The following is a 23,054-nucleotide window of genomic DNA, read 5'->3' as shown; positions in this document are numbered from 1 at the left end:
CCTCCGGCCGGTGAAGTACGCGGCCTGCGGCGGTTTCTGACGGACCGCCCAGTGCAGCAGGAGCGATGCGAACTGTGCGGAGTGGCGGTGGCCGAGGACAGCCACCGCCACCTGGTGGACACGGACAAGCGCGCACTAGCCTGCGCCTGCGTCCCGTGTGCCCTCCTGTTCGATCGGCCGGGTGCTGCGGGCGGCCGCTTCCGCGCCGTCCCGGACCGCTATCTGGCGGACGCGGACCATCGCCTGGACGACAGTGCCTGGGAGGTTCTGCAGATCCCGGTCGGCGTCGCCTTCTTCTTCCGCAACGCCGCGCTCGATCGCCTGGTCGCCCTCTACCCGAGTCCCGCGGGTGCGACCGAGAGTGAACTCGAACCGTCGGCCTGGCAGAGCGTGCTCGGCAACAGCCGGCTGGCTGCGCTCCTCGAACCCGACGTGGAAGCACTGTTGTTGCGCCGTGAGCAGGGCGGCAGCCGGACCGAGTGCTACCTCGTCCCGATCGACATCTGTTACGAACTGGTGGGCCGCATGCGCCTGTTGTGGCAGGGCTTCGACGGCGGAGCCGAAGCCCGGGCCGATCTGGAGTCGTTCTTCGAGCAGGTACGGTGCCGCGCCAGAGCGGTGCAGGGGGTGGACCGGCCATGACCGAGCTCGCCTTCACGTGTACCGGCGTACGGGCCGACCCGTACGCGGCCGGTCCGACGCTCGTCTTCAGGCTGCGCATCACCCCGTCCGACAACGCCCGTGTGCACGCCCTGGCCCTGCGCTGCCAGATCCGCATCGAGCCCGCGCGGCGCGGCTACGAGCCCGCGGAGGCCGATGCGCTGAACGTCCTCTTCGGTGAGCGCTCGCGCTGGGGCAGCACGCTCCAGCCGGTTCAGTTCGCCCAGGTCTCGCACATGGTTCCCGGCTTCACGGGGGAGACGGAGACCGACCTCGTCGTCCCCTGCACCTACGACATGGACGTCGCCGCCGGCCGGTACTTCAACGCCCTGGAAGCGGGCGAGGTGCCGCTGCTCATGCTGTTCTCCGGAACGGCCTTCACGGGAGCCGGCGGCTTCCGCGTCGAGCCTGTGCCGTGGGACCGGGAAGCGACCTTCCGCATGCCGGTCGAGGTGTGGCGGGAGATGGTCGAGCAGCACTTCCCCGGCTGCGGCTGGATCCGGCTGCCGCGCGACACCGTGGACGCACTGCTCGCCTTCCGGTCACAGCGGGCGCTGCCCTCCTGGGAGGCGGCCGTCCGCGCCCTGCTGGCCGAGGCCGACAGGCCGGAGCCCCCGCCGGGCCACAACCCGGACCGGACGCTGCTGCCCCACGCGACCGGAGGGACGGCACGGTGACGACAACCGCCTTTTCACCGGATACGGAAGCCCGGCTCGCCGTTGCCCGGCAGGTGGCGGACGCGGTGCTCTTTGAGGGCTATGTGCTCTACCCGTACCGTGCCTCGGCCGCCAAGAACCGGTTGCGCTGGCAGTTCGGGGTGCTCGTGCCACCGGCCTGGGCCGCCGAATGCGAGGAGCACGACTTCCAGCACACCGAATGCCTGATGGAACCGAAGGCGGGCGCACGCCTCGCGGTCGAGGTGCGCTTCCTGCACGCCCAGCGCCGGACCGTGCAACAGGTCCGGCAGGACGGTGGGTTCGAGACGGTGCCCGAACTCCCCCTGGAGGACCGCGTCCTGGTGCCCTGGGACGAGGGCGTCGAAGAGCGTGTCGAAGTGCTCGAACCTGTGGAAAGGCTGACAGGAGACGGCGTCACCGTCCCCTTCACCCGCCCCGCCCGCGAGCAGACCGAGCCCGTCCTGGACGCGGCCGGGCGGACGGTCGGCCGGCTGATTCGCCGGTGCGAGGAGATCAGCGGCGTCGTGCGGCTGACAGCGCGTGAACTCGAAGGGCCCTACCGGGTGATGTGCCTGACCGCTGTCGTGGAGAACACCAGCTCCTGGAGCCCGCCCGACGGCTCGGGCGACCGTGACGCGGCACTGGCGCGCTCGCTGGTGGCCGCGCACCTCCTGATGGGCCTCAGCGCCGGATCGTTCCTGTCGATGACGGATCCGCCCGAGTGGGCCAAGGGCGCAGTCGCCAACTGCCGCAACCTGCACACCTGGCCTGTCCTCGCCGGGGAACCCGGCCGCGCGGACCTGGTGCTGTCCTCTCCCATCATCCTGGAGGACCACCCGGCCATCGCACCGGAGAGTCCAGGGACCCTCTACGACGCCACCGAGATCGACGAGATCCTCGCGCTGCGCACCGCCGCCCTCACCGACGAGGAGAAGCGCGAGGCCCGTGGCACCGACGAACGGGCCGCCGCAGTGATCGACCTGGCCGACTCGATGCCCCCCGAGGTCCTCGAGCGCCTGCACGGCGCGGTGCGTTCGCTGCGCGAGGTGACCGCCCCAGCCGCACCAGCCGCCCCAGCCACGCCGGACGTGCCGGACGGGGTGCAGCGGCCGGACACGCCCTGGTGGGACCCGGCAAGCGACTCCGGCTTCGACCCGGCACACGACCGCGCCCTCGTCGACGGCCACTCGCTCGGCGCCGGGAGCCGCGTACAACTGCGCCCGGGTCTGCGGCGCACCGACGCACAGGACCTGTTCCTGAACGGCCGCAGCGCCAGGGTCGAGGCGGTGCTGCACGACGTGGACGGGGCAGTGCACCTTGCGGTGACCGTCGAAGGCGATCCGGGAGCCGACATCCGCCGCGAGCAGGGCCGCTTCCTGTACTTCCAGCCCGACGAGGTCGTCCCCCTGGAGGACGGATGAAACGCCCGGAGGGCAACAGCGGCCGGACCCTGGTCGCCGGTGTCGGAAACATCTTCCTCGGCGACGACGGCTTCGGCGTCGAGACGGTGCGCGGACTTTCGGTGGAGCAACTTCCGGAGCACGCCGAGGTCGTGGACATCGGCGTACGGGGAGTCCACCTGGCGTATCAGCTCCTCGACGGCTACGACATGCTCGTCCTGGTCGATGCCACGACACGGGGCGGCGCCCCCGGCACGGTGTACCTGATCGAGGCCGACCGCCCGGGCGACATAGAGCCCCAGGGCGCCCTGCTGGACGGCCACCGGATGTCCCCCGACGCGGTCCTGGCCCTCCTGGGCACCCTCTGCGCGGGCACCGGCGCACATCCACCGCGGCGCACCCTGGTCGTGGGCTGCGAACCCGCCGACGTGGAGGAAGGCATCGGCCTCAGTCCACCGGTGGCTGCCGCGGTGCCGGAGGCCGTACGACTGATCCTGGGTCTACTACGGGGCGGCGAGCAGGAATCGCCCGTGCCGTCGGCTGCGGTCGGCGAGACCGCGAAGTGAGGAGACAACCATGAAGAAGACAATCATCGGCGGCGCGGCCGCTGCGGTCGTTCTTGCGGCGGCTGTCAAACAGATGCTGCCGGATCTCGTGCGGTACCTGCGTATCCGCAGGATGTGATGCGTATCCGCAGGATGTGAGCGGCGGGCGGTTCCCTGAACCCACCGACAGCGACCTGGACGCGCCGGCCACCGGGGCGCACGCCCGGCATGCCACGGGCCGTACGCACTGGTCAGACCCGGTATCTGCTCGGCGAAGCGTGCTGCGCGCAGTCGGCGTCGCGGCACACGGCATCGTTCCACCGGGACCGGCACGGGCTCCGGTGGAGAGAGTGGCCTGGCCGACCTAGCGGGCGAGCGCCCCGTTCTGGGCGCCGGACGCGGACTGCCACGCCTCCATGCCCGCTCGGGACGCCTCCTTGGCCTGGCGCCACTTCATGGCCGCTTGCTGGGCCGGGGGCACATCCATGTCACGGATCATGCGCCGACCTTCTTTGAACACAGCGAAGGCCACGGTGGCCATGCCGACGCACGCCACCGCGGCACCGGCCGCGGTGAGCACAGCACCGGCCGTGACGAGCCGGGTGTCGATCTCGATCGTCCGCTGGGACTGGTGGGGATGGTTCATGTCTCCACCATCCAATGGGGGGAACCACATCGCATCCCGACCAGCGCATCAGGACACCGGACAACCCGAGTGGCGGTACGTATGGCCGGTCGCCGGGTCAGCCACTGCGGTGGCCGCAGCTGTGAGGGAACGGGCGGCACGGCTGGGAGCCGACGCGTGGGCACCGAGCTCGGGCATCAGCTCACGGTGAGGGTGCCCTTCATGTTCGGGTGGATGGTGCAGATGTAGGGAAAGCTGCCGGATGTGGCTGGAGCGATGAAGGTGGCTGTTTCGCCGGCATCGATGTCGCCGGTGTCGAATGCCTTGTCCCCGGTGGCGGTCACGGTGTGCGTGACCGAGTCCAGGTTCTCGACGATGACCTTCGTCCCGGGCCGCACCTGAAGACTCGCCGGCGTGAAGGCGAAGTTCTTGATCGAGAGGTGCGCCGCGCCAGTGTTGGAGGTGCTCGGGGCGGACGCGGCGCTGGTGGTGGTCGCTGGGGTGGTGGTGTTGTTGCCGCTGCCGTTGCCGCCGTTCGAGCAGCCGGCCAGGGCGAGCAGGATGCAGACTCCGCCCACTCTGAGGGCGGTGTGGGCCCGGTGGGGATAGGTGAGTGACATGCCGGGCGGACCTTCCGACGATGGATGCTGTGGTCTGGGCGCGGCCGGTGATCGGTCGCCGCATCCAGATTCACCGTCCTCGGTGGCGCTCGCCAGAGCGGTACCGCCAGCCGCGGCGCCGGCTCACCTGAATGCCGAGCACGGGGGCGCCGCTCGATGCCGATGACGTCGGCCAGAACGTCAGAACTCGCTGTTGATGATCGCCTCGACCAGGACTTTGCCCTCCGACGTCATACTGATCTGTTCGGCGCAGTCGTCCACGACGGTCAGGCCGCGTTTCTCCAGTGACTGAAAAATGTGCCGCCACGGCTCGTCCAGCAGGGATCGTCCGGCGAAACGCTGCTGATGGAACGTGTCGCGCAGCGGCTGCAGAGTCGACAGCGCCATCTTGATGGACCTGGCCTCCTGAGCATCTTCGGAGAAACGGGTCGCTGAGCCGAGCGGAAGCCGGCCGGCCTCTACGGCTGCGGAGTACGTCCTCCAGTCCACATGGGCGATCGCCTCCGATGCGCGGCAACTGGAACTGCCACCCAGTCCGATTGCGACCTCGGCTTCCTGCTTGTCCTGGTCGACCATGATGGACTTCCACGTCTCCGGGCCAAGGCCTTCGCGCGCGAAGTACATGGTGGGCTGCTCACGGAAACCGGCGCGGGTCAGACCCTCGGTGAGGATCTCACGCATTTGGTACTGCTCGCCGAGCGTCGGCCAGCGATGGCCGTCTTCGACCAGCTTGTTTCTGTAGGCGGGCAGTTGCCAGGCCGCAGGTTTCTCCCCGGACACTCCGGTTCTGGTGTCGCTGAAGGACTTCAGATGCAGCTTGGCGCACACCACCGCCGTCAGATCGTGCTCGACGACCATGTCGAGGTCCCTGCGGACGCTGTCGACGCTCTGGTCAAGGAGTCCGTACATCAGGTCGATGCTGATCCACTCGAAGCCGACGCGCCGTGCGTTGCCGATGAAGTCCACACACATCTGTGCGGTGTGCTCGCGGCCGCACTGCTCGAGCACCGAGTCGTCGAACGACTGCACTCCGCTGGACAGTTTGCTGCAGCCCAGCTCGGCCAGCAGCTCCAGCTTCTCGACGGTGAACGTGCTGGGATCGCCTTCGAAGCGGATGGCTGTGTCCGGGGTGAAGTTGAAGTTCTCTTGGTAGAAGCGGAGCAACCGGCGGATGGCGACCGGTGGAAGCAGCGACGGTGTGCCGCCGAAGACGTTGAACTCGCCGATCGGCGCTGACGCCAGGTTTGGCACCTCGCGCAGCCACATTTCGGCTTCGCGGATGTTCCAGTCGACCCACTGGGTTGCTTTGCTGTCGGTGACTTCCGGTTGTCCTTTGACCAGGACCACCGGGTACTGGCAGAAGCGGCACCGGTACGCGCAGGTGGGGATGTAGGACCACAGGTGTATCGGGGCAGTCGAGGCAAGCTGCCGGTTGAGATCGATGAGGAATTCGGACGGCGGGTAGTCCGTGATGTCGCCGGGGAACACATGCGCGCCGAACGGGTCCGCGGTCACATATTCGAGCAGGTGCCGGTTCGCTGGGTCGTCCAGCGCAGCCAGTACTGAAGGAACCGGGTATCCGGGATCAAGCTGATGCAGAGAGGCCACCGCCTGCTCATAGCTGAGATTCATCAGAAGACCCCTCCATTCCCGAAGTAGTTGTGTGCCTCGCCGGATTCCCTGTCCTCGCAGAAGTACTTGACGAACTCGTGGAATCGCTCGGGCGGGACGTCTCGCAGGCAAGCCGGCAGCGGTGGCGGAGAGCCGATGTCCTCGCCCACGGCGGCGCGCAGTCTGGCGAACAGCTCGTCGGCGAATTCGAAGTACAACCGGTAGGACGGGGTCTTGTAGGAGTGGATGGCGGTGAAGTCAAGTACCCGCATTTCGTCCCTGATCTCCGCTATGCGCCGCCCGAGTTGTTTCGCGAGTGCGGATCCGAAGAACTGCACGACTGCGTCGTCGTCGAGCAGGGAGGGGGTCAACAGGACCGGTAGGAGAGTGTTTTTCGGCACGAAGTCCTTGATGGAGAACTCCCATGCCTGTTGAGCCTCCTCCGCAGTGAGGTCTCCTTCGCGGTCCGCTGCCGTATCCTGCACCCGGATGTCCCGCATGACGATGATCCCGTCGGATCCGTAGGCGCGGCCGGTGATCACCTCATCGATGGCGTGGTTGACCCGCCGCGGATTGATTTCCACCCGGGAGCCGGGCACGTACGTGATCTCCTCTCCCGCACTGGAGACTCGAATTCCAAAATCCCAGTCGTCGGAGAGGTGGCTGACGAAATGACCGTCCCGTAGCTGGTAGAAGATCTCGATACCACCGACCTTCTCGTAGGCATCCCTGTCGACAGCGAATCCCTTGCCGTCCGGGAAACCGCCGAACAGTCCGAACGTTTCGGCTCGGCAGCGCAGCGTGCGCTGGATGGCGGTCCACAACCTCGGTCGACGGGTGAAGTGCTCCTTGGCGTAGTAGTAGTTGCAGACACCGATGGCGGCTTTACTGGACTCCATCGCGGTGTACAGCTCCCACAACCAATCCTGGTCCACTGTGCAGTCGGCGTCGGCCGAGACGAGGTAGAACCTCTCCTCGGCGGCGGATCGCGCGCGTCTCCTGCTGCGCACTGACGCGAAGTCCATGCCCTTCTTCCGCGCGCAGGCGACGCCCTGCTCGGGTTCGGGAACGACATGAATCGCGAGATCGGGGTGGTCGACGGCGAATCGGCGCGCGATCCTCACCGTGTCGTCGGTGGAGTTGTTGTCCACCAGCACAACCTCGTACAGCGACTTGTCCAGGGGGCCATCTCCACAACGCTGTTCGTGGAGCGAGCTCAGCACAGCAGGCAGGTTGTCCGCCTCGTTGTACACCGGTAGTACGACGCTCAGCCGTGTCCGCTCGCCCATCGGGGGCAACAGCAGCTCGGCCAGCACCTCGCCGACATGGGCCACACCGAAGTGCTCCATGCCCAGCCGGTAGTTGAACTCCGCCGTCTCGTCGCGCTTCCGCTCGTCCAGCAGCAGGTCGGCCACACTGTCGACAAACGATGGGGTGGGCAGATCGCTGGTGGCGAGCTCCAGGACGGGGGCGCGGAAACCCTTGTCGCCATACACCGTGTCATACAGTGCGTAGCGACTGGCGATGTAAGGGACGCGCGACGCAATCGCTTCCCCGATCGGATTCCCATAGCTTTCGTAGTCGTACGAGGTGAGGAAGGAAGCTACGTCGGCATGGGCGAGCACGTCCTGTACCGAGTATCCACGCCCGGACGGACATCCGACCTGGGCCTCGTGCGGCGCGAGCCAACCACCGAAGACCACCCGGTCACGGACGCCGAGCGACTCGGCGAGACATATGAGCCTCGCGTGCTCACCCGGTGATTCCGTGGGGTCGCCGGCGACGAAGAGATACACCTCCGCGCGGTCCGCGAGGCCGGCCACCAGGTGTATGTCCCGGTCGATCCGTTTCTGCGGAATGATCCTGGTACAACGGGCAATGAGCAGGGCATCCTCGGGGATTTGGTGCTCACGACGGAAATCGGCGTTGTGCTGGTCAATGACCGCTGGTACGTGCGTGAAGCTGTTGGGCAGGACACCGATGTTCTCCAGACCCGGCACCCACTCAAGAGTCTTGCGCCGGGCCTGGTCGTGCAGCACAACGTAGTGGATGTGGGGTGAGTTCACTGGAGCCACGGTGTGTGAATAGGGAAAGTCACCGTACTTCTTGATGCCCGGTTCGCTCTGCCACATGAGGTCGTGGTCGCGCCACAGAACGAATCGGCCCAGCCCGTTTCGGCGCCCGTAGCGCTCGATGGCCCGGTAGAGCGCCTTCGTGTACACGACGTTCTCCGGAAGGGTGCCGTTTTCGACTATCACGAAGGACACGTCGAGCCGCTGCCAGTGCTCCTCGATCCGCCGGCCCAGAGCCTCGGCAACAGCATCTATCCGGGGCAGCAGTTGCTCGCCCGCTCCGTCCTGGATGTACTCCCGCATGACAGTGGAAACAAACGACTGGTCGTAGCCGGGGATCTCGTCAATACCGTTGATCCGGCCGAGCCGGACCCAGTCGGGGAGCAGTGCGGCTTCGTCGCGGTAGGGCTTGAAGAAGAGACCCTTGTCGGCCTTGATGTCGTAACCGAGGTCGAGATGTACGCGACAGCCCTGGTCCCGGAACACTCGCGCGGCCTTCACGAATTCCACCACCAGGCCGGAAATCGGAGTGGCGTCGAAGGATACTCCCCACAGAACGGTCATGGAATCGGCTCCCCTGCCCGCTGTAGCACGTCAGTGATCTGCGAAAACCATTGGCCCCCAGCCCGCGCCGTTTCCCGGATTATAGCGGCGATCGTGAACCCGGCCATGGACGCCGGAGAGTGGAAGCGGCATGAGAGCCGTTTCAAATTCACTCTAAGGCGCAGCAGGAAAGTTCGCACAGTCACGGACGTGCTCTGCCCCGGGTAGCTCTGGCCGAGCCAGGACGACCGCGGCGGCGCTCCGCGTCGGCCTCCGGGAACTCGGATTCGCCCGCTGCCGCGCCCGGCTCACGAGACCACTTCCTTGTACTGCCCGAGAAAGTCGAACTCTCCGCCGACGGTACGGAACAGGAACAACAGCGCGTCGTTGGTGTAGCCCTTGTCCGCGGTGTACTCGATCGTCCGGCTGATGCCGCGGTGGTCGACCTCGGACATGTGACGCACGATCGCGCCCCGTTCCCCCAGAGCAGAGCCCTTCCTCGCACAGACCTCGGCCAGGAACAGCACGGCGTCGTATGCCTCCGCCGCGTACCAGCCAGGGCGCTCGCCGAACCGTGCGCGGTAGGCCGCCGTGAAGGAGCGGGTCCTCGGCGCGGACGTCGGATCGATGAAGGTGGTGGCGAACACCCAGCCCTCGGCGCCGGCACCCGCGGACTTCAGGAACCGTGTGCCGAAGGCCCGTTGGGTCGCGACCCGGGCCCCGGTGAACCGCGCCTTCCGCAGCGCCGACGCGAAGGCGCCCGCACGTTCGTGGCTTCCGCTGAACACAACCGCGTCCGCACGATCCGCCATGACCTTCCCTGCGAGCGCGGCGGAGTCGAACGTCCCGGCAGCGACGCTGGTGACGGTCGCGTCCCTCCCCTCCCGACGCAGCACCCGTTGGAGGTCGTCGCACAAGGTCCAGGCGAAGTCGCCCTCGGCCCGGTCGTCCACGAGGAACACCTTGCGCGCGTGGGCGGGGCCGGTGAGATAGGCGTAGCAGGGGGCCGCGAGCAGCTGATCGGCTGGCCGCAGCGCCGCATGCGAGCGGAGGGTGGACGTGTTGGCCCCTTTGACCTGCGGCGCGACCCCCACTGAAACCGAGAGGACCGGCATCACAGCCTTGGTGTAGGTGTCCTCCACGGCGACGAAGCATCTGTCGGTGGTGGGGCCCAGCACGGCGAGCACACCCTTGTCCGCCGTCAGTCGCCCTGCCAGGTCCCGGGCCCGTTCGGGCTCGCCCCCGTCGTCGTACGCTCGCAGCTTCAGCCGCAACGGGCGACTGCTCTCGGCGTTGACACGCTCGACGGCCAGCTGGGCGCCGTTGAGCTGTGCGTGCCCGGTGTCCTTCGTAGTGCCGGACAGGTCACCCTGGAAGGCCACGACGAGTTCGGGCCGTGAGGCGGAGGCGGGCGAGGCGCCGCCGCCTGTCTTCCGGCCGGCACGGGTGCTCCACCACCAGGCTCCGCCGCCGACCACCAGTGCTCCGGCCGCCCCACCGATGCGCAGGAAACCACGGCGGCCCACGACGGGTGTGCGGGACTCCGGATCCACCAGCGACGTCACCGTAGCGGCTTCCGAGGACGCCGTGTCGGCAGGTGCGGACACCCGGGTCGGCTCGATCGCCTCCATGCCGAGCACGGCCGCGGACCGGTCGGCAATCAGCCCCGTGACCGGCTCGGGCAGCCACCGCTCCCGGTCGTCGGGCGCGATCTCTTCCAGCGTCTCGCGGACCTGGGCGGCGGTCGGCCGCCGTGCCGGATGCTTGTCCAGGCACGCTCGTACGAGCGGCTCCAGCGCCTCCGGCAGCCCGGGCAGGTCCGGCTCCTCGTAGACCGTGCGGAGCAGCATGCCGGCGGCCGCACCGCCGCCGAACGGCCGTACGCCCGTGGCGGCGAAGGCCAGCAGACAGCCCAGCGAGAAGACATCGCTGGGCGGACCGATCTCGTCGGCGCGTGCCCGCGCCTGCTCGGGCGACAGGAATCCGGGGGAGCCGACGATCACGCCGCTGGACGTGAGCGCCGTACCCTCTGGTGTCCGTGCGATGCCGAAGTCGATCAGCCGGGGCCCGTCCGGGGCCAGCAGCACGTTGCCCGGCTTCACATCGCGGTGCACCAGCCCCGCCCGGTGGACCGCCTCCAGCGCCTCGGCGAGCCGCAGCCCCAGGACACACACCGTGGCGGAGGACAACGGCCCTTGCGACGCCACACCTCGGAGAGGGAAGGCCCCGGTACGAACGCGGTCGCCAGCCACGGATCCTCCGTTTCGGCGTCCGCGTCCAGCAGCGGAACCACCCAGGGGCTGTCCACCTGCCGTGCCACGGCGATCTCCCGGCGGAACCGGACCCGGAAATCCTCGCTGTCGGCGTGGACCGCCCGCACGACCTTGACCGCGGCGAACGCCCCTCCCGGCGCGCGGGCCAGGAAGACGACGCCCATGCCGCCGGCGCCGAGCCGCCGAAGCATCCGGTAGCGGCCGAGCCGGGACGGATCGGCCGTACGGAGCGGTTCCATCAGGCCGTGTGCGGCGCGGGGCCGCCGTACACGAAGCGACCCTTTTCGACCCGCCAGAGGAAGACCCCGGTGCCGTCGATGACCATGTGGCCGATCTTGTCGAACGCGAACGGCTTTGTGACGCCCTGGTACTTGATGGCCCGCACGGCGGCGAGCAGTTCTTTGCGGGTGCGGCTCTTCGCCGGCAGGTTCGCCAGGGCCTTGAGCACCATGCCCGTCACGTCATAGGCCTCCGCCGCGTACCGAGGCGGCGCCTCGTTCCAGCGTTTCCGGTAGACATCGGCGAACGCCTTGGCCTCGGGCTTGAGCGTCGCGTCGACGACCGGTGCGACGATCGTCCATCCGTCGGCGGCCTCCTTCGCCAAGTTGAGGAAACGAGAATCGAGCAGGTCCGGGCCGGAGGCGCGGGCACCGGAGAACTCGCGCTGCCGCAGCGTCCGGGCGAGCGAGGCGGCCCGGTCGTGCAGTCCGGCGAAGGCGATGGAGTCGGCATCGGCGGCCAGCAGATCGTCCACCGCGTCACCGAAGCCGGACCGCATCGCGCCCACCACCCGGGGCAGGTACGGCTGTCGCTCGTCCCGCAGCACCCTGCTCAGGTTGCTGCTGAGCTCCCAGCCGTAATTGTCGGCCGCGCGGTCGACAACGACACCGATCCTGCGCGAGTGCGCGGTCCCGCGCAGATAGGCGCTCATGAAGAAGGGGAGCAGGGAGTCGGGGAGCCGTGCGTGCAGGAACGAACGGAAGCCCTGGACGCTGAGGTTGATGGCTACAGGGGACACGGCGACCACCGGCAGGAGGCCGGCGTCGTACGCGGCGAGCACCGACGGGTCGTCCGCGAGCTGCTTGGCCAGCCGTGCCGCGACGGCCGGGTCGCCGGAGTCGTCGACGGCCCGCACCTTCACGTCGAAGGGCGCGTCGCCTCGGGCGTTGAACTCCGCGACATGCCAGCCCCAGTCCGCGCTCCTGAGCCTGCCCCGTCTCGCGCCGGGTGCCGCTGAGGTCGCCGTGCACCGCGAGGGTGTAGGCGGGGCGCCGGGAAGCGGCGGGCTTCCTTTCGCCAGGGCCGCCGTCCCTGCCCAGGCTCCACCAGCCCGCGCCCGCCGACGCCGCGAGCACCGCGCCCCCACCGGTGAGCAGAAGGAAGCGGCGCCGTCCGGGAGTCCGGGTGCCGTCCGTGACCGCCGGCACCGCGTCGTCGTTGTCGGGGCGCTCCGATGCCGGTTCGGTGTCGGCATCCTGAGGTCCGTTCCTGCCCCGGGAGTTTTCCCCGGGGAGCTCTCCGTTCGCGAGGTGCCGGCCGAGATCTCGGTGCTGTCGATGTCCGGCAGCGCGAGTGCGGCGGCCGAGCGCCGGGCGATCAGCCTCGTGACTCCTTCCGGCAGCCACGAGGCGGCGCCGCTGACCGCCTTCGCAGCGCCGTCCGCCGGGCCACGGTTGGGCCCGTTCTGGGTCAGGCCGCGGGCAGGCGCATCAGCCGGTTCACCGGCCGGGTGACCGGGAAGCAGTTCCCGCACCAGTTCCTCGACACCGGGCCGCTGCGCCGGGTCCTTCTCCAGGCAGCGCGACACCACCTCGCCCAGCGCGGGCGGGACACCATCGAGGTCGGCAGGGTCGTGCACGGCCCGGTACAGCAGGGCGTCGAGCGCCCCGGTACCGAACGGCGGCCGACCGGTCGCCGCGAACGCCAGGACGCAACCGAGGGAGAACACATCACTGGCTGGACCGATCGCCTGCCCGCCGCGCCCCTCGGCCTGCTCCGGTGACAGATAGCCGGGTGTGCCGACCACCAGCCCCGTCGCGGTGAGCGCCGTGTCCTCGGGAGCCCGCGCGATACCGAAGTCGATGAGCCGCGGCCCGTCGAGGCAATCAGCACGTTGCCCGGTTTGAGGTCCCGGTGGACCAGCCCCGCCCGGTGGACCTCGCCCAGGGCCTGCGCCAGCCGGCCGCTGAGGATCCGCAGTCGAGCTCACCTACCACTTGGACACCATCTCTACCCGCGCGTGCCCAGCCATCACCTGCCGGAGCTCGCGCGCCGGCTCGAAGGCCATTTCGCCGCTCACGGGGTTCGGCCGGTGCGCGTTGTCTGACACTCGTGACCGCGTTCTCGACGCCACCCTCGCCTGCCTGGTGCGCAACGGCCACGGAGGTACCACCGCGCGGGCGATCGCCCAGACCGGCGGGTTCGCGCCCGGCGTCATCTACTACCACTTCTCGGACCTGGACGATCTGCTGGTGGCGGCGCTGGCACGGACCAGCGCGTCCCGGATACGGCGCTACCGCGCCGAGTTGTCCGGGACCGACCGGGCCGTGCCCGCGGTCGCACGGCTCCGCGAGCTCTACGACGAGGACACCGAGACCGGGCACATCGCCGCCGTTCAGGAGCTGTACGCCGGTGCCAGGCCCGGGTCGGGGCTGGCCGCCCAGCTGGCCCTCGAAACCCGGAACTGGGAGGAGCTGGCCGAGGAACTGCTGACCGCGATGCTGCGCGGCAAGCCACTCGCTTCCGTCATACGCGTATCCGTACTGGCGAGCGCGGCCGTGGCGTTCTACCTCGGCATGGAAACCCTCACCCATCTCGGCGGCGACCGGTCCCGTCCGGCGACCCACTTCGACCAGGCCGCCAGGCTCGCCGCGGTCTTCGACCGGATCCCTCGCCTGAACCGGCGGGCACGACGGGCGCCTTGAGCCTGCGGCCGGCGCGTCATGGCGCAGCGCGGACATGGCCATCGCCCCACCACACCACTCAAAAGGCGGTACCGGGAGGCTTGATCCGCCGTGCGAGAGCCATTTCCGGACAACGATCAGTGATGTGAGCATCGGCAGACAACCAGCGGCGCGTTCCACCGTTCTCACATGTCGGCCACGGTTTGACCACAACTCGACGTCCGTGCGCCCCGGTTCATCCCACTGCTCCACTGGCCCTCGCAGACGAGGAACCGATGATCAGACACCACTGCAATCGCCTCTGGCGTTCAGCACTCGCCGCAACCGCCGCGTTCGCCGTCATCGCGGCCGTGGCCGCTGCCGCGCCCGACACCCGAACGACCGCGTCCTCACCGAAGCTCCGTCTGATAGCCGCGTCCACTTCTGTGACGCTCGACCGGGAGAAAGGCGAACCCGGCGGCGTCTACCTGGACCTCGGCACGTATGTCACCACAGAGGGCGGTCCCCTCGAATTCAAGGCGACACGCACGTCGTACAAACACCCTGTCGTCGTCCAGCAGGTCATCCGCGAAGGAAACAAGACCCGGACCCGAAAGCTGCCGAACGGTCTTGTGAAGGACTTCTCCGGCCTGACTGCCTTCCTGCAGGTCACCATCGTCGACGCGAAGGGAAGGACGGTCGCGAACAGGAAGGAAACCTTCTGCCCGAACAACGCGTCCGGACGGATCCGGCCCGACGCTCCGCCCAAGTCGAAATATCCGGAGAGCTGTCCGACGAACCCCTTCACTCTCGGCTCGGTGTGGGGCGTGGAGAACGGCTGGGCCTCCAACACCTACGCCGGCTCCTACTCCGAGCCGGTGGACCTGCCTGCTGGTCAGTACACCGCCAAACTGTCCGTCACGAAGCCCTATCGCGATCTGCTCGGCCTGCCGAACGAGACCCGGACGCTGAAGGTGACGGTCCGCGAAACCGAACCCGGCGGAGCAGCACACTCAGCCGTGCACAGCACGCACGGATCCATTTCGGCCCCGAGTGCCGGACACGCTCTCCACCAGGGCCGGGGCGCGGACGCCCCCGCTCCGCCCGCACTGCCCTATGCGTTCAAGGCGGCCCAGGCTGCGGCGCACTTGGGCGACGGGCCCGGACAGACGGACGGTTCCCGGATCGCCCCAGCGCTCGGGCCCAACGCGAAGCGCCCGGTCGGCAAGGCCGCTGTGCCCAATGTGCCCAAGCCCGACCTCCGCTCGCTGCCGGCCTGGGACATCAGTATCTCCGACGGGGAGGACGGAGACGTCCCGGGCAAGGACTACATGGTCTTCAGCGCCAACGTCTGGAACGCGGGCCCGGCTCCGCTGGTCGTGGACGGCTTTCGCAAGCCGGGCAAGGGCCTGATGGACGCCTTTCAGTACTTCTACGACACCAACGGCAAGCAGGTCGGCTACGCCCCTTCGGGCACCATGGAGTGGGATGCCCGGGTGGGCCACGAGCACTGGCACTTCACCGACTTCGCCAGCTACCGCCTGCTCGGCGCCGACCAGAGGGAGATCGTGCGCAGCGGCAAGGAGGCCTTCTGCCTGGCCAACACGGACGCGATCGACTACACCGTGAAGGGAGCCAACTGGCACCCGTACAACACCGACCTGTCCACTGCCTGTGGCCAGCAGAACTCCATTTCCGTACGGGAAGTGCTCGATGTCGGCTCCGGCGACACGTACACCCAGTACCGCCCCGGCCAGTCCTTCGACGTCACCAACCTGCCGAACGGCACGTACTACATCCAGGTGATCGCCAATCCCGAGAAGCGGCTCCACGAAAGCAACCTGAACAACAACGTGGCGCTGCGCAAGGTGATCCTGAGCGGCACGCCCGGAGCCCGCAAGGTGACCGTTCCTCCCCATGACCTCGTCAACGCCCCCTGAGTGACCTCAAGGTGAGAGCGAGTGTCTGGCCATCCGTGGACGCGGGGGCCAGGCACTCGCTTCTGACCGGCCTGCGGTGTTGCCACTGGACCAGGAGGGACCCGCGCGTCGAGCCGACCGGGAGGGCGTCCGGCGACAGGTTCGGGCGGCATCTGAACCTGACCAGGCCTACTAGGTTGGGGTCATGAGCGACAGCACTCCTATGGGAGAGTTCCTCAGAGCACGACGCGGAGCCCTCAAGCCGCAGGACGTAGGCCTTCCGGGACACGGCCGCAGGCGGGTACCCGGGCTGCGCCGCGAGGAAGTTGCCATGCTCGCAGGCGTGAGCTCCGACTACTACATGCGCCTGGAACAGGGCCGGGAGACCAGCCCGTCGCCCCAGGTGATCGACGCGGTCGCCGCCGCGCTCCACCTCGAGGACGAGGCACGTGACCACTTGCGCAGACTCACCCGGGCGCCGCGGGAACGCCGCCGCCTTCCCGCCGGGCACGACCGGATCAGCCCTCAGCTCCTCCAACTGCTCGACAGCTGGCCCGACACCCCCGCCTTCGTCCTTGGGCCGGCCCTTGACGTCCTGGCGCACAACACCCTCGCCGCGGCCCTGCACAGCGGGTTCCAGCGGTTCGAGAACCTGGCCTGCATGGTTTTCCTCGACCCCGCCGGGGGCACCTTCTACCGGGACTGGGAGAAGGTGGCGAACTCCTGCGTCGCTGAGATCCGCACCGCCTACGGACGCGACCCCGACTCCCCGCGGATCACCGAAGTCGTCGACGCGCTCTGTATGAAGAGCTCTGAATTCGCCGCATTGTGGGCACGGCACGAGGTGAAGCGCAAGACCCAGCAGGCGAAGTACCTCAAACACCCCGAGGTCGGTGCTCTGGAGATCCAGGTCTCGGCCTTCACAGTCAACGGTGCCCCGCACCAGCAGTTGGTCGTCTACCAGGCCGAGCCCGCCAGTGCCACCGCGGCTGCCTTCGTCGAACTGCGTTCCGGAGCCGACCGAGGGGAATTTGCACGGACGGAGCGGGAGGGATCCGGCCGCGCTCTCAGCGACACCTGACGTCGGGGGTTCGGGTGTCGTAGAGCTCAGGCCGGGGGTGATGGCGTGATGTCGATCCTGGGTGCGCCATACCTGGGGAAACGGCGACCTGGTTGCCAAGGCGCGGGCGGACAAGGCTTGTGGTCCAGCAGCCTCGGTCGGCCCCCGGGCGGACCATGATCCCAGCCTTCACCGGCATACGGAAGAAGTCCCTTTGAGTCCCAACGACACCACCAGCCATGCCGTACTCGAACAGCTCCGGCGTCAGCCCGCCGACAGGCGGCGCATCCTGTTCACCGGCGCGACCATCGTCACCATGGACCCCGGCCTCGGCGTCATCGACCGCGGCGACCTCCTCGTCGAGGGCGACACGATCACGGCGGTCGGCCCCGACCTGAGTGCCGGTGACGCCGTGGTCGTCGACGCCACCGGCGCGATCCTCACCCCCGGCTTCGTCGACACCCACCGGCACGCCTGGGAGGCTCAGCTTCGCCGGATCATGCCGGACGTCGACGACCTCGGCGGCTACATCACGGCCACCCTGGCCGGCTACGCCACCGTCTACCGGCCCGAGGACATGTACATCGGCACCAGACTGGCCGCCCTGACAGCGATCGACAGCGGCATCACGACCATGCTCGACTTCTCCCACAACTCCCGCACACGCGAGCACTCTCACGCCGCCATCCAGGCTCTGCTCGACACCGGCATCCGAGGCGTCCACGCCTCCATGGGCCCGCACTTCGGCGAGTGGGACCGGCAATGGCCCGGCGATCTGACCCGCATCAAGGACCAGTACTTCAGCACCGAAGACCAACTGCTGACACTGCGTCTCGCCGCGCTCGCCACCGACGAGATCTCAGGCCCTGATTTTGCGTACGGGAACGAACTTGCCGCGGTGGCCCGCGAGCTGGGCATCGGAGTAAGTGTGGACGCAGTCTTCGGCATGTCCTCATCCAAGGCGGTGCTGCGCTGGGCCGAGGCCGGCATCCTCAGCCCCGACGTCACCCTCATCCACTCCACCGGACTGACGTGCGAGGCATGGAAGGCGATGGGCGAGACCGGCACCACCGTGGCGCTCGCCCCCACCTCCGACTCCCAGATCGGCCTCGAGACCGCGATCCCCGCCGTCGACGAGGCGCTGTCCGTCGGTATCCGACCCGGACTGAGCATCGACGTCGAGGTCGCCCTGGCCAGCGACATGTTCACGCAGATGCGAGCCCTGCACGCCATCCAGCGGATGCGGGCGGTCAACGCCGCCTACGGCACCGATCAGCAGCCCTCCCGCATCACCACGTACGACGTCCTGGACTTCGCCACCCTCCAGGGCGCAAAAACCAACGGCCTGGCCGGCGTCACCGGCTCACTCAGTCCGGGCAAGAAGGCCGACCTGCTGGTCATTCAGGCCGAGGACCTGAACAACATGCCGCTCAACGACCCGATCGGCACCGTCGTGCTGGGCTCAGACGCCCGCAACATCAGCGCCGTGATCGTGAACGGCGAGCCGCGCAAGTGGTGCGGCCAGGTGCTTGACGTCGACCTGCCCGCCTTGCGCAGCGAGGTGCACGCCTCACGTGAGTATGTGCTGAACACCCCCGCCGCCTGAGCACCGGCTACCCTTGTGCCCGACCGGCTACGAGGGGTGGTACATGGGCAGCGACGGTCGTTCGCGAGGCGTCGTGGTGGTCATGGGGGTGGCCGGTTGCGGGAAGAGCACGATCGGTCGGCTGCCGGCCGAGGAGCTGGGTGTCTCCTACGCGGAGGCGGACGACTTCCATCCGCCCGCCAACATCGTGAAGATGGCCTCGGAAACAGCCTCTCGACGATGATGACCGCCTCCCTTGGCTGACGGCCATCGCGGGCTGGATCCGCGACCGCAGCCGGGCAGGGGAGGGTGGGGTCGTCTCGTGTTCGGCGCTGAAGCGCCGCTACCGGGACATGCTGTGCGAGGCAGGGCCGCAGGTGTGGTTCCTGCATCTGAGCGTCGAGCGCGCTCTCGTGGCCGAGCGGGTTGCCGCGCGCAGCGACCACTTCATGCCGGTCTCCCTCCTGGACTCGCAAGGTGCCGGGAGTCGGTGCCCGCAGCTTCCGTGCTCTGGAAGTGACCCATTTACCGGGGCGTTTCGGCGACGGAGTAGTTGACATGCAGGTCGCCGTGCTGCACGAGGAACGACGTGTCGGCCTTGTTCGTCTGTGAGTAGTACGAACCGGGCACGATGCTCGGATCCGGGCCGCCGTTTGCCGTCCCTGGGGACGCGTTCACAGCAGACCACCGCACCGAGGACGGGAGGGCTGCCGGCCGGCGTCCGCAGTGACGTAGTTCCCCTCAACGGGAGTTGCCTCTTGGTTCAACGGTCACCGCCGCGGTCCGCTCCGTCGCCGGGGGCACGTCCCCGCGCCGGCGAGGGTGACAGGTGACTCACGTGGATGCTGCCGCCGCCCTGGACAGCGAAGAGCTGACCGCCGTCATGGGCGGTATTGCGCTGCGCCCAACTCTGCCCGCTCTGGGGGAGCTCACGGCACACGTTCTCCACCATTGCTCGCAGCTCGTCTGCGGCCTCGGGGTGCTCGCGCAGGAGCGCCGCCAGCCGACGCTTCCAGGGCCCGACCAAGTCCCGGCGGACGTCGTCTGAGTCTTCGTCATCCTCCACGAGGGCGGCATCACCGCACAACTGCGCTTCGACTGTCTCCAAGGCGTGGCCGGCGATGAAACAGCCGGGCCGTGGCGGCTTGGGCGGACTCCCACGCACTCGTGGCCATCGCAGCGACGATGGTGTGTGCGCCGCTCATCGCGAGGGTCGCCAAGGGATCCGTGTCCAAAGGGACTCCTTCAATCGAGTTCGGGGCCTGCTCGCCGCACGCATAAGCCCAGCGCGTCCACAAGATCACACAGGTTCCGCAGGGGGCGTGAGATCAGTCCACGTGGTTCGTCGCCCAGCACAGAACTCCGGGAGTCCGCGCGTCCGGCGTCAGCATCAACCGCCGGGCCGGGATCCGGCTCTGTCCTGGAACGCATCATTCTGGCCGAACTCGCCTAGCGCAGCGGTTGACAACAAGTTGTGCCAGAAAGGCAAGCTTCAGTCGAAATCGTAAGTAAGTCGGCCCATTTCAGTCGGACCCTGATCGCGGCATGAGGGAGGAGCAGGGCCCAGGGCCCGCCTTCTCAAGGCCGAGCCGGCCAGTCTCGTGGGCCGCGGGGTGCGCCCGCCGGCCAGGGCCCGGCCCGGGCGATGAGCAGGGCCACATCGTCGTGGACTCCCGGGTGGCGCAGCGAGTCCAGCAGCAGGTCGCAGGTGTCGTCCAGCGAGCGAGTGGGGTCGTCGAGGAATTCGAGGAGGGTGTCCAGGCGAGCGTCGATGGGCTGGTCGCGGGTCTCGACCAGCCCATCGGTGTAGAGGACGAGTTGGTCGCCCGGCGCGAAGTCGAGGCGGGTCGTGTCGAAGGCCACGCCGCAGCCGCCGAGCGGTGCGCCGGTGGGCAGGTCCAGAAGTTCGCGCTTGCCGTCGGGATGGAGGAGTACGGGAGGCAGGTGCCCGGCGAGGGAGACGTGGCACTGCGCGCTGTGCGGGTCGTAGACGGCGTAGACGCAGGTGGCGATCGTTTCCTGCTGCAGGTCCTCGGTGATGTGGTCGAGGTGCTGGAAGACCTGGGCGGGGTCGAGGTCGAGGCCGGCCAGGGTGCGGGTGGCGGTGCGGAGCTGGCCCATGGTGGCGGCCGCGCTGACGCCGCTGCCCATGACGTCTCCCACGACGAGGGCGGTCTTGTCGCCGCCGAGCGCAATGACGTCGAACCAGTCGCCGCCGATCTCGCTGGCTGCCTGGGCGGGCTGGTAGCGGGACGCGACAGCCAGCCCAGGCCGTTGTGGTGGCGGGTGGGGCAGCAGGCTGCGCTGGAGGGTGAGAACGGTGCGGCGTTGTTCCTCGACGGCACGGTGCCGCTCGGTGACGTCCACGCTGGAGGTCACCACCCCCAGCACTTCCCCGTTGGGCGCTTCGAGCCGGTGGAAAGAGATCGACCAGGCGTGCTCGTTGTCCGGGTCAGCGGGGGTGCGGCCGACGGTGTACTGATCCGAGACCGGGGTGCCGGTAGCCAATACCTTGCGCATCGTCCCTTCGAAAGACGGGTCCAGGAAGGGCAGTACCTCGTGGACGTGCCGGCCCACATGTTCGGCGGCAGGCACGCCGTTCATCCGCTCCTCCGCCGGGTTGACCGAGACGTACCGCAGGTCGGTGTCCAGTACGCCCAGTCCGATCGGCGTCTGGGTGACCAGACGGGCGGACAGCGCCAGATCCCTTTCGACCTGCCGTACCGTTGCCTGATCCGTGGCCAGGCCGAGGGCGTAGTAGTCCCCCTGGTCGTCCTGAAGCCGCATGTTGCGGAACTCCACCAGAAGAGTGCTGCCGTCCTTGTGCCGGACGGGAAAGACGCCGGCCCAGCTGCCGCCTCCGGCCATGACCCGGGCGAAGGTGTCCAGTACGACCTCCACCTGATCCTTGCGGACCAGCAAGCGGCCCGCGTACTGGCCGACTGCCTCCTCGGCGCTGTGGCCGAAGAGATCCTCGGCCTGTGGGCTCCAGAGAACGATTCTGCCCTCGGCGTCGAGCAGGACGGCGGCGACGCCCAGCACGTCCAGCAGACCACCTGACGAGGCGGAGGCAGTCGCAGTCTGTCCTCGGTCGTCCCCGAAGGACCCGGTTGGACCCATCCCCGGCACTCCTTCCGCCCGCCGCCGCGTGGTGCTGCCTGCCACGGCTGGGGCCGCGCCCCGTCGCCCGTCGCTTTCGAGCTACTCCATCGTCTCCTGCCACCCGCCGACCACGCACCCCCCAGTCTCCGCTGTGCCGGCTACGCGACGGCGAGCGGATGGTGGGTCCCGAGCCCGTGGAGGCGCGGGCTGGATACACTGCCATCAGCGGCTGACCTGGGAAGATGCCGCGTGACTCCACTCTGGGGCTATGAGGGCGGGACCGCTTTCTTCGGGGAGGTGCTGCGCTGCACGCAGGTGGCGCAGCTCAGCGTGGCCCGGGTCAGCTGATTCTCTGCCGCTGAAAGTGCATCACCGGGCAGGCGGCGGCCAGACATGCTGCGAGGTCCGCGCTGTCCGCGGAGTCGGCGGCGGGGAAGACCGCCTGGATTTCCTTGCCGCGCTCGGCCATCGGACGCACCTGCAATGCGCCGCCGGCCTCGCGGGCGAGGCTCTCGACGATCAGCAAGCCTCGCCCGCAGTCCTGTCCGGGGTCGGCCTGGAGCCGTGGCAGCGGCAGGAAGGGGTGGTCGTCGTGCACGGCCAGCGCCAGCATTGTCCCGGTTCTGGTGAGGGCCACCGTGGTCCTGACAGAATGCGGGGCGGCGTGCCGTGCGGCATTGCCGACCAGCTCGGAAATCACGAGCGAGGCCGTGTGCAATCCGTCCTCGTGCAGCCCCCAGTCCCATAGGACGCGGGCCGCCCTTTTTCTGGCGACCGAGACCTCCGCGGGAACCGCACGCACGGTGAAGGCGTAGACGCGCACCGCATTGCGCGGATCTGGGCGAGCGGCCGGGACGCGGTGGGTATGCGTGCCGCGCCGTGCCGCGTACGGATTCGAGACGGTGGTTAGCATGGCGATTCCCGGTGGATTTGCCCGGCAGGGTTACCGGCGGCTGCTGACGTACGCCCTCCTGAAGGGCGCTCTCTCTGACTCTCTGACCAGCGGCCGGTAACACTGAGTCGACCGCTGTGCACGGTCGGTTCCGCGGAAGCGGAGGGAAGTGCCTGCCGACCGATGTTCGACATTGCCGAACCCTAATCGGGTTTCGGTGATGGGACAAGGGTCGGTTCAAGGCATTTGTCTCCGATGGGCTGCCCAGGCACCGGGCACGAACGACGGCCTGCCCCTGTTTTCACCCGCTGACCGGGGACGGGCCCTGACGGGGCGTGCGTGTACCCCTGGAGATCTAAATGCTGGAGGGGCAGGGCAGCCAGGGCCCAGGCGTGCTGCCGCCGCGTCACGCACCTGCGTGCCGCGGCGGCAGCAACGACTCCGTCATTACCCCCGAACACCGGTCTCTGGTGTACCGGTGGTGCTCGGCGCAGGGCTGCTCGTGGGCGGGGCGCTGGCACTGCCGGTGGGGCTTGCCGAAGGGGTAGCTGTCGGCGCCGCCGAGTGGCTGGGGCGCCCAGGTGAGGG

General features: G+C 68.5%; 19 protein-coding genes and 2 pseudogenes. 11 read left to right on the top strand and 10 right to left on the bottom strand.

Annotated features, from left to right (window positions below; all coding sequences use genetic code 11):
* Positions 1-51: 51 nt before the first annotated feature.
* From FBY35_RS20895 to FBY35_RS38095, 5 genes are read left to right on the top strand one after another with little or no spacing between them, the layout of a single operon-like run.
* Positions 52-642 carry a DUF5947 family protein gene (locus FBY35_RS20895; RefSeq protein ID WP_260848767.1) on the top strand — a complete coding sequence of 197 codons (591 nt, stop codon included), beginning with the start codon at positions 52-54 and terminating at the stop codon, positions 640-642.
* Positions 639-1,337 (top strand): DUF6084 family protein, encoded by a 699-nt coding sequence (locus FBY35_RS20890; protein WP_142215526.1) that lies wholly within the window; start codon positions 639-641, stop codon positions 1,335-1,337. Before FBY35_RS20895 ends, FBY35_RS20890 begins: the two co-directional genes overlap by 4 nt.
* Entirely contained in the window at positions 1,334-2,758 is a 1,425-nt protein-coding gene (locus tag FBY35_RS20885) for a hypothetical protein (protein WP_142215525.1), read from the top strand. Before FBY35_RS20890 ends, FBY35_RS20885 begins: the two co-directional genes overlap by 4 nt.
* On the top strand, positions 2,755-3,303 hold the full coding sequence (locus tag FBY35_RS20880; RefSeq protein WP_142215524.1) for a hydrogenase maturation protease: 549 nt from the start codon (positions 2,755-2,757) through the stop codon (positions 3,301-3,303). Before FBY35_RS20885 ends, FBY35_RS20880 begins: the two co-directional genes overlap by 4 nt.
* Before the next feature lie 10 nt (positions 3,304-3,313).
* Positions 3,314-3,421: a DUF6893 family small protein gene (locus FBY35_RS38095; RefSeq protein WP_399208564.1), complete on the top strand. Its 108-nt coding sequence runs from the start codon at positions 3,314-3,316 to the stop codon at positions 3,419-3,421.
* A gap of 225 nt (positions 3,422-3,646) precedes the next feature.
* On the opposite strand, the gene FBY35_RS20875 is transcribed toward FBY35_RS38095, so the two are convergent.
* The 7 genes and pseudogenes from FBY35_RS20875 to FBY35_RS20845 form a co-directional block, all read right to left on the bottom strand.
* Positions 3,647-3,928, bottom strand: coding sequence for a hypothetical protein (locus FBY35_RS20875; RefSeq protein WP_142215523.1), 282 nt, complete (start codon positions 3,926-3,928; stop codon positions 3,647-3,649).
* A 176-nt stretch (positions 3,929-4,104) separates the two neighbouring features.
* A complete protein-coding gene (locus FBY35_RS20870) occupies positions 4,105-4,527 on the bottom strand; it encodes a cupredoxin domain-containing protein (protein WP_142215522.1) in 423 nt (140 codons plus the stop codon).
* 180 nt (positions 4,528-4,707) lie between these two features.
* The gene (locus FBY35_RS20865) at positions 4,708-6,159 is read right to left on the bottom strand and encodes a radical SAM protein (RefSeq protein WP_142215521.1); all 1,452 of its coding nucleotides are present in this window, start codon (positions 6,157-6,159) and stop codon (positions 4,708-4,710) included.
* Positions 6,159-8,774: a glycosyltransferase gene (locus FBY35_RS20860; protein ID WP_142215520.1), complete on the bottom strand. Its 2,616-nt coding sequence runs from the start codon at positions 8,772-8,774 to the stop codon at positions 6,159-6,161. Before FBY35_RS20860 ends, FBY35_RS20865 begins: the two co-directional genes overlap by 1 nt.
* Before the next feature lie 287 nt (positions 8,775-9,061).
* Positions 9,062-10,384, bottom strand: coding sequence for a branched-chain amino acid ABC transporter substrate-binding protein (locus tag FBY35_RS20855; RefSeq protein ID WP_260848941.1), 1,323 nt, complete (start codon positions 10,382-10,384; stop codon positions 9,062-9,064).
* Positions 10,385-10,531: 147 nt separating this feature from the next.
* A pseudogene (locus FBY35_RS37345) lies at positions 10,532-11,190 on the bottom strand (serine/threonine-protein kinase); the annotation flags it as partial.
* 74 nt (positions 11,191-11,264) lie between these two features.
* Positions 11,265-13,235: an ABC transporter substrate-binding protein gene (locus tag FBY35_RS20845; protein WP_313904695.1), complete on the bottom strand. Its 1,971-nt coding sequence runs from the start codon at positions 13,233-13,235 to the stop codon at positions 11,265-11,267.
* A gap of 109 nt (positions 13,236-13,344) precedes the next feature.
* Here FBY35_RS20845 and FBY35_RS20835 point away from each other — a divergent pair, with 109 nt between their 5' ends.
* From FBY35_RS20835 to FBY35_RS20815, 5 genes and pseudogenes are all read left to right on the top strand, one after another.
* Entirely contained in the window at positions 13,345-13,950 is a 606-nt protein-coding gene (locus FBY35_RS20835; protein ID WP_142215517.1) for a TetR/AcrR family transcriptional regulator, read from the top strand.
* Between the two features lie 254 nt (positions 13,951-14,204).
* A complete protein-coding gene (locus tag FBY35_RS20830) occupies positions 14,205-15,848 on the top strand; it encodes a lysyl oxidase family protein (RefSeq protein ID WP_142215516.1) in 1,644 nt (547 codons plus the stop codon).
* Between the two features lie 184 nt (positions 15,849-16,032).
* The gene (locus tag FBY35_RS20825) at positions 16,033-16,908 is read left to right on the top strand and encodes a helix-turn-helix transcriptional regulator (RefSeq protein ID WP_142215515.1); all 876 of its coding nucleotides are present in this window, start codon (positions 16,033-16,035) and stop codon (positions 16,906-16,908) included.
* A gap of 193 nt (positions 16,909-17,101) precedes the next feature.
* On the top strand, positions 17,102-18,493 hold the full coding sequence (locus tag FBY35_RS20820) for an amidohydrolase family protein (protein WP_142215514.1): 1,392 nt from the start codon (positions 17,102-17,104) through the stop codon (positions 18,491-18,493).
* 43 nt (positions 18,494-18,536) lie between these two features.
* A pseudogene (locus tag FBY35_RS20815) lies at positions 18,537-19,029 on the top strand (gluconokinase).
* Here FBY35_RS20815 and FBY35_RS36165 read toward each other — a convergent pair.
* On the bottom strand, positions 18,998-19,150 hold the full coding sequence (locus FBY35_RS36165) for a hypothetical protein (protein ID WP_160159307.1): 153 nt from the start codon (positions 19,148-19,150) through the stop codon (positions 18,998-19,000). The pseudogene FBY35_RS20815 and the gene FBY35_RS36165 sit on opposite strands and share 32 nt — an antisense overlap.
* A gap of 160 nt (positions 19,151-19,310) precedes the next feature.
* Here FBY35_RS36165 and FBY35_RS20810 point away from each other — a divergent pair, with 160 nt between their 5' ends.
* Positions 19,311-19,520 (top strand): hypothetical protein, encoded by a 210-nt coding sequence (locus tag FBY35_RS20810; protein ID WP_142215513.1) that lies wholly within the window; start codon positions 19,311-19,313, stop codon positions 19,518-19,520.
* Positions 19,521-20,050: 530 nt separating this feature from the next.
* Here the strand turns inward: FBY35_RS20810 and FBY35_RS20805 are convergent.
* The gene (locus tag FBY35_RS20805; protein ID WP_142215512.1) at positions 20,051-21,592 is read right to left on the bottom strand and encodes a SpoIIE family protein phosphatase; all 1,542 of its coding nucleotides are present in this window, start codon (positions 21,590-21,592) and stop codon (positions 20,051-20,053) included.
* A 322-nt stretch (positions 21,593-21,914) separates the two neighbouring features.
* On the bottom strand, positions 21,915-22,487 hold the full coding sequence (locus FBY35_RS20800; RefSeq protein ID WP_142215511.1) for an ATP-binding protein: 573 nt from the start codon (positions 22,485-22,487) through the stop codon (positions 21,915-21,917).
* Positions 22,488-23,054 lie beyond the last annotated feature (567 nt).

Origin of the sequence: Streptomyces sp. SLBN-118 (genome assembly GCF_006715635.1) — a bacterium.
Lineage (GTDB): Bacteria > Actinomycetota > Actinomycetes > Streptomycetales > Streptomycetaceae > Streptomyces.
This window is presented reverse-complemented; position numbering and strand designations above follow the sequence as displayed.

Bases quoted from the DNA above. Each gene is read 5' to 3' on its own strand.
- FBY35_RS20875 (WP_142215523.1), bottom strand. From the start codon at position 3,928: ATGAACCATCCCCACCAGTCCCAGCGGACGATCGAGATCGACACCCGG.
- FBY35_RS20860 (WP_142215520.1), bottom strand. From the start codon at position 8,774: ATGACCGTTCTGTGGGGAGTATCCTTCGACGCCACTCCGATTTCCGGC.
- FBY35_RS38095 (WP_399208564.1), top strand. From the start codon at position 3,314: ATGAAGAAGACAATCATCGGCGGCGCGGCCGCTGCGGTCGTTCTTGCG.
- FBY35_RS20830 (WP_142215516.1), top strand. From the start codon at position 14,205: ATGATCAGACACCACTGCAATCGCCTCTGGCGTTCAGCACTCGCCGCA.
- FBY35_RS20800 (WP_142215511.1), bottom strand. From the start codon at position 22,487: ATGCTAACCACCGTCTCGAATCCGTACGCGGCACGGCGCGGCACGCAT.
- FBY35_RS20890 (WP_142215526.1), top strand. From the start codon at position 639: ATGACCGAGCTCGCCTTCACGTGTACCGGCGTACGGGCCGACCCGTAC.
- FBY35_RS20865 (WP_142215521.1), bottom strand. From the start codon at position 6,159: ATGAATCTCAGCTATGAGCAGGCGGTGGCCTCTCTGCATCAGCTTGAT.
- FBY35_RS20805 (WP_142215512.1), bottom strand. From the start codon at position 21,592: ATGGGTCCAACCGGGTCCTTCGGGGACGACCGAGGACAGACTGCGACT.
- FBY35_RS20855 (WP_260848941.1), bottom strand. From the start codon at position 10,384: ATGGAGGCGATCGAGCCGACCCGGGTGTCCGCACCTGCCGACACGGCG.
- FBY35_RS20870 (WP_142215522.1), bottom strand. From the start codon at position 4,527: ATGTCACTCACCTATCCCCACCGGGCCCACACCGCCCTCAGAGTGGGC.
- FBY35_RS20880 (WP_142215524.1), top strand. From the start codon at position 2,755: ATGAAACGCCCGGAGGGCAACAGCGGCCGGACCCTGGTCGCCGGTGTC.
- FBY35_RS20825 (WP_142215515.1), top strand. From the start codon at position 16,033: ATGAGCGACAGCACTCCTATGGGAGAGTTCCTCAGAGCACGACGCGGA.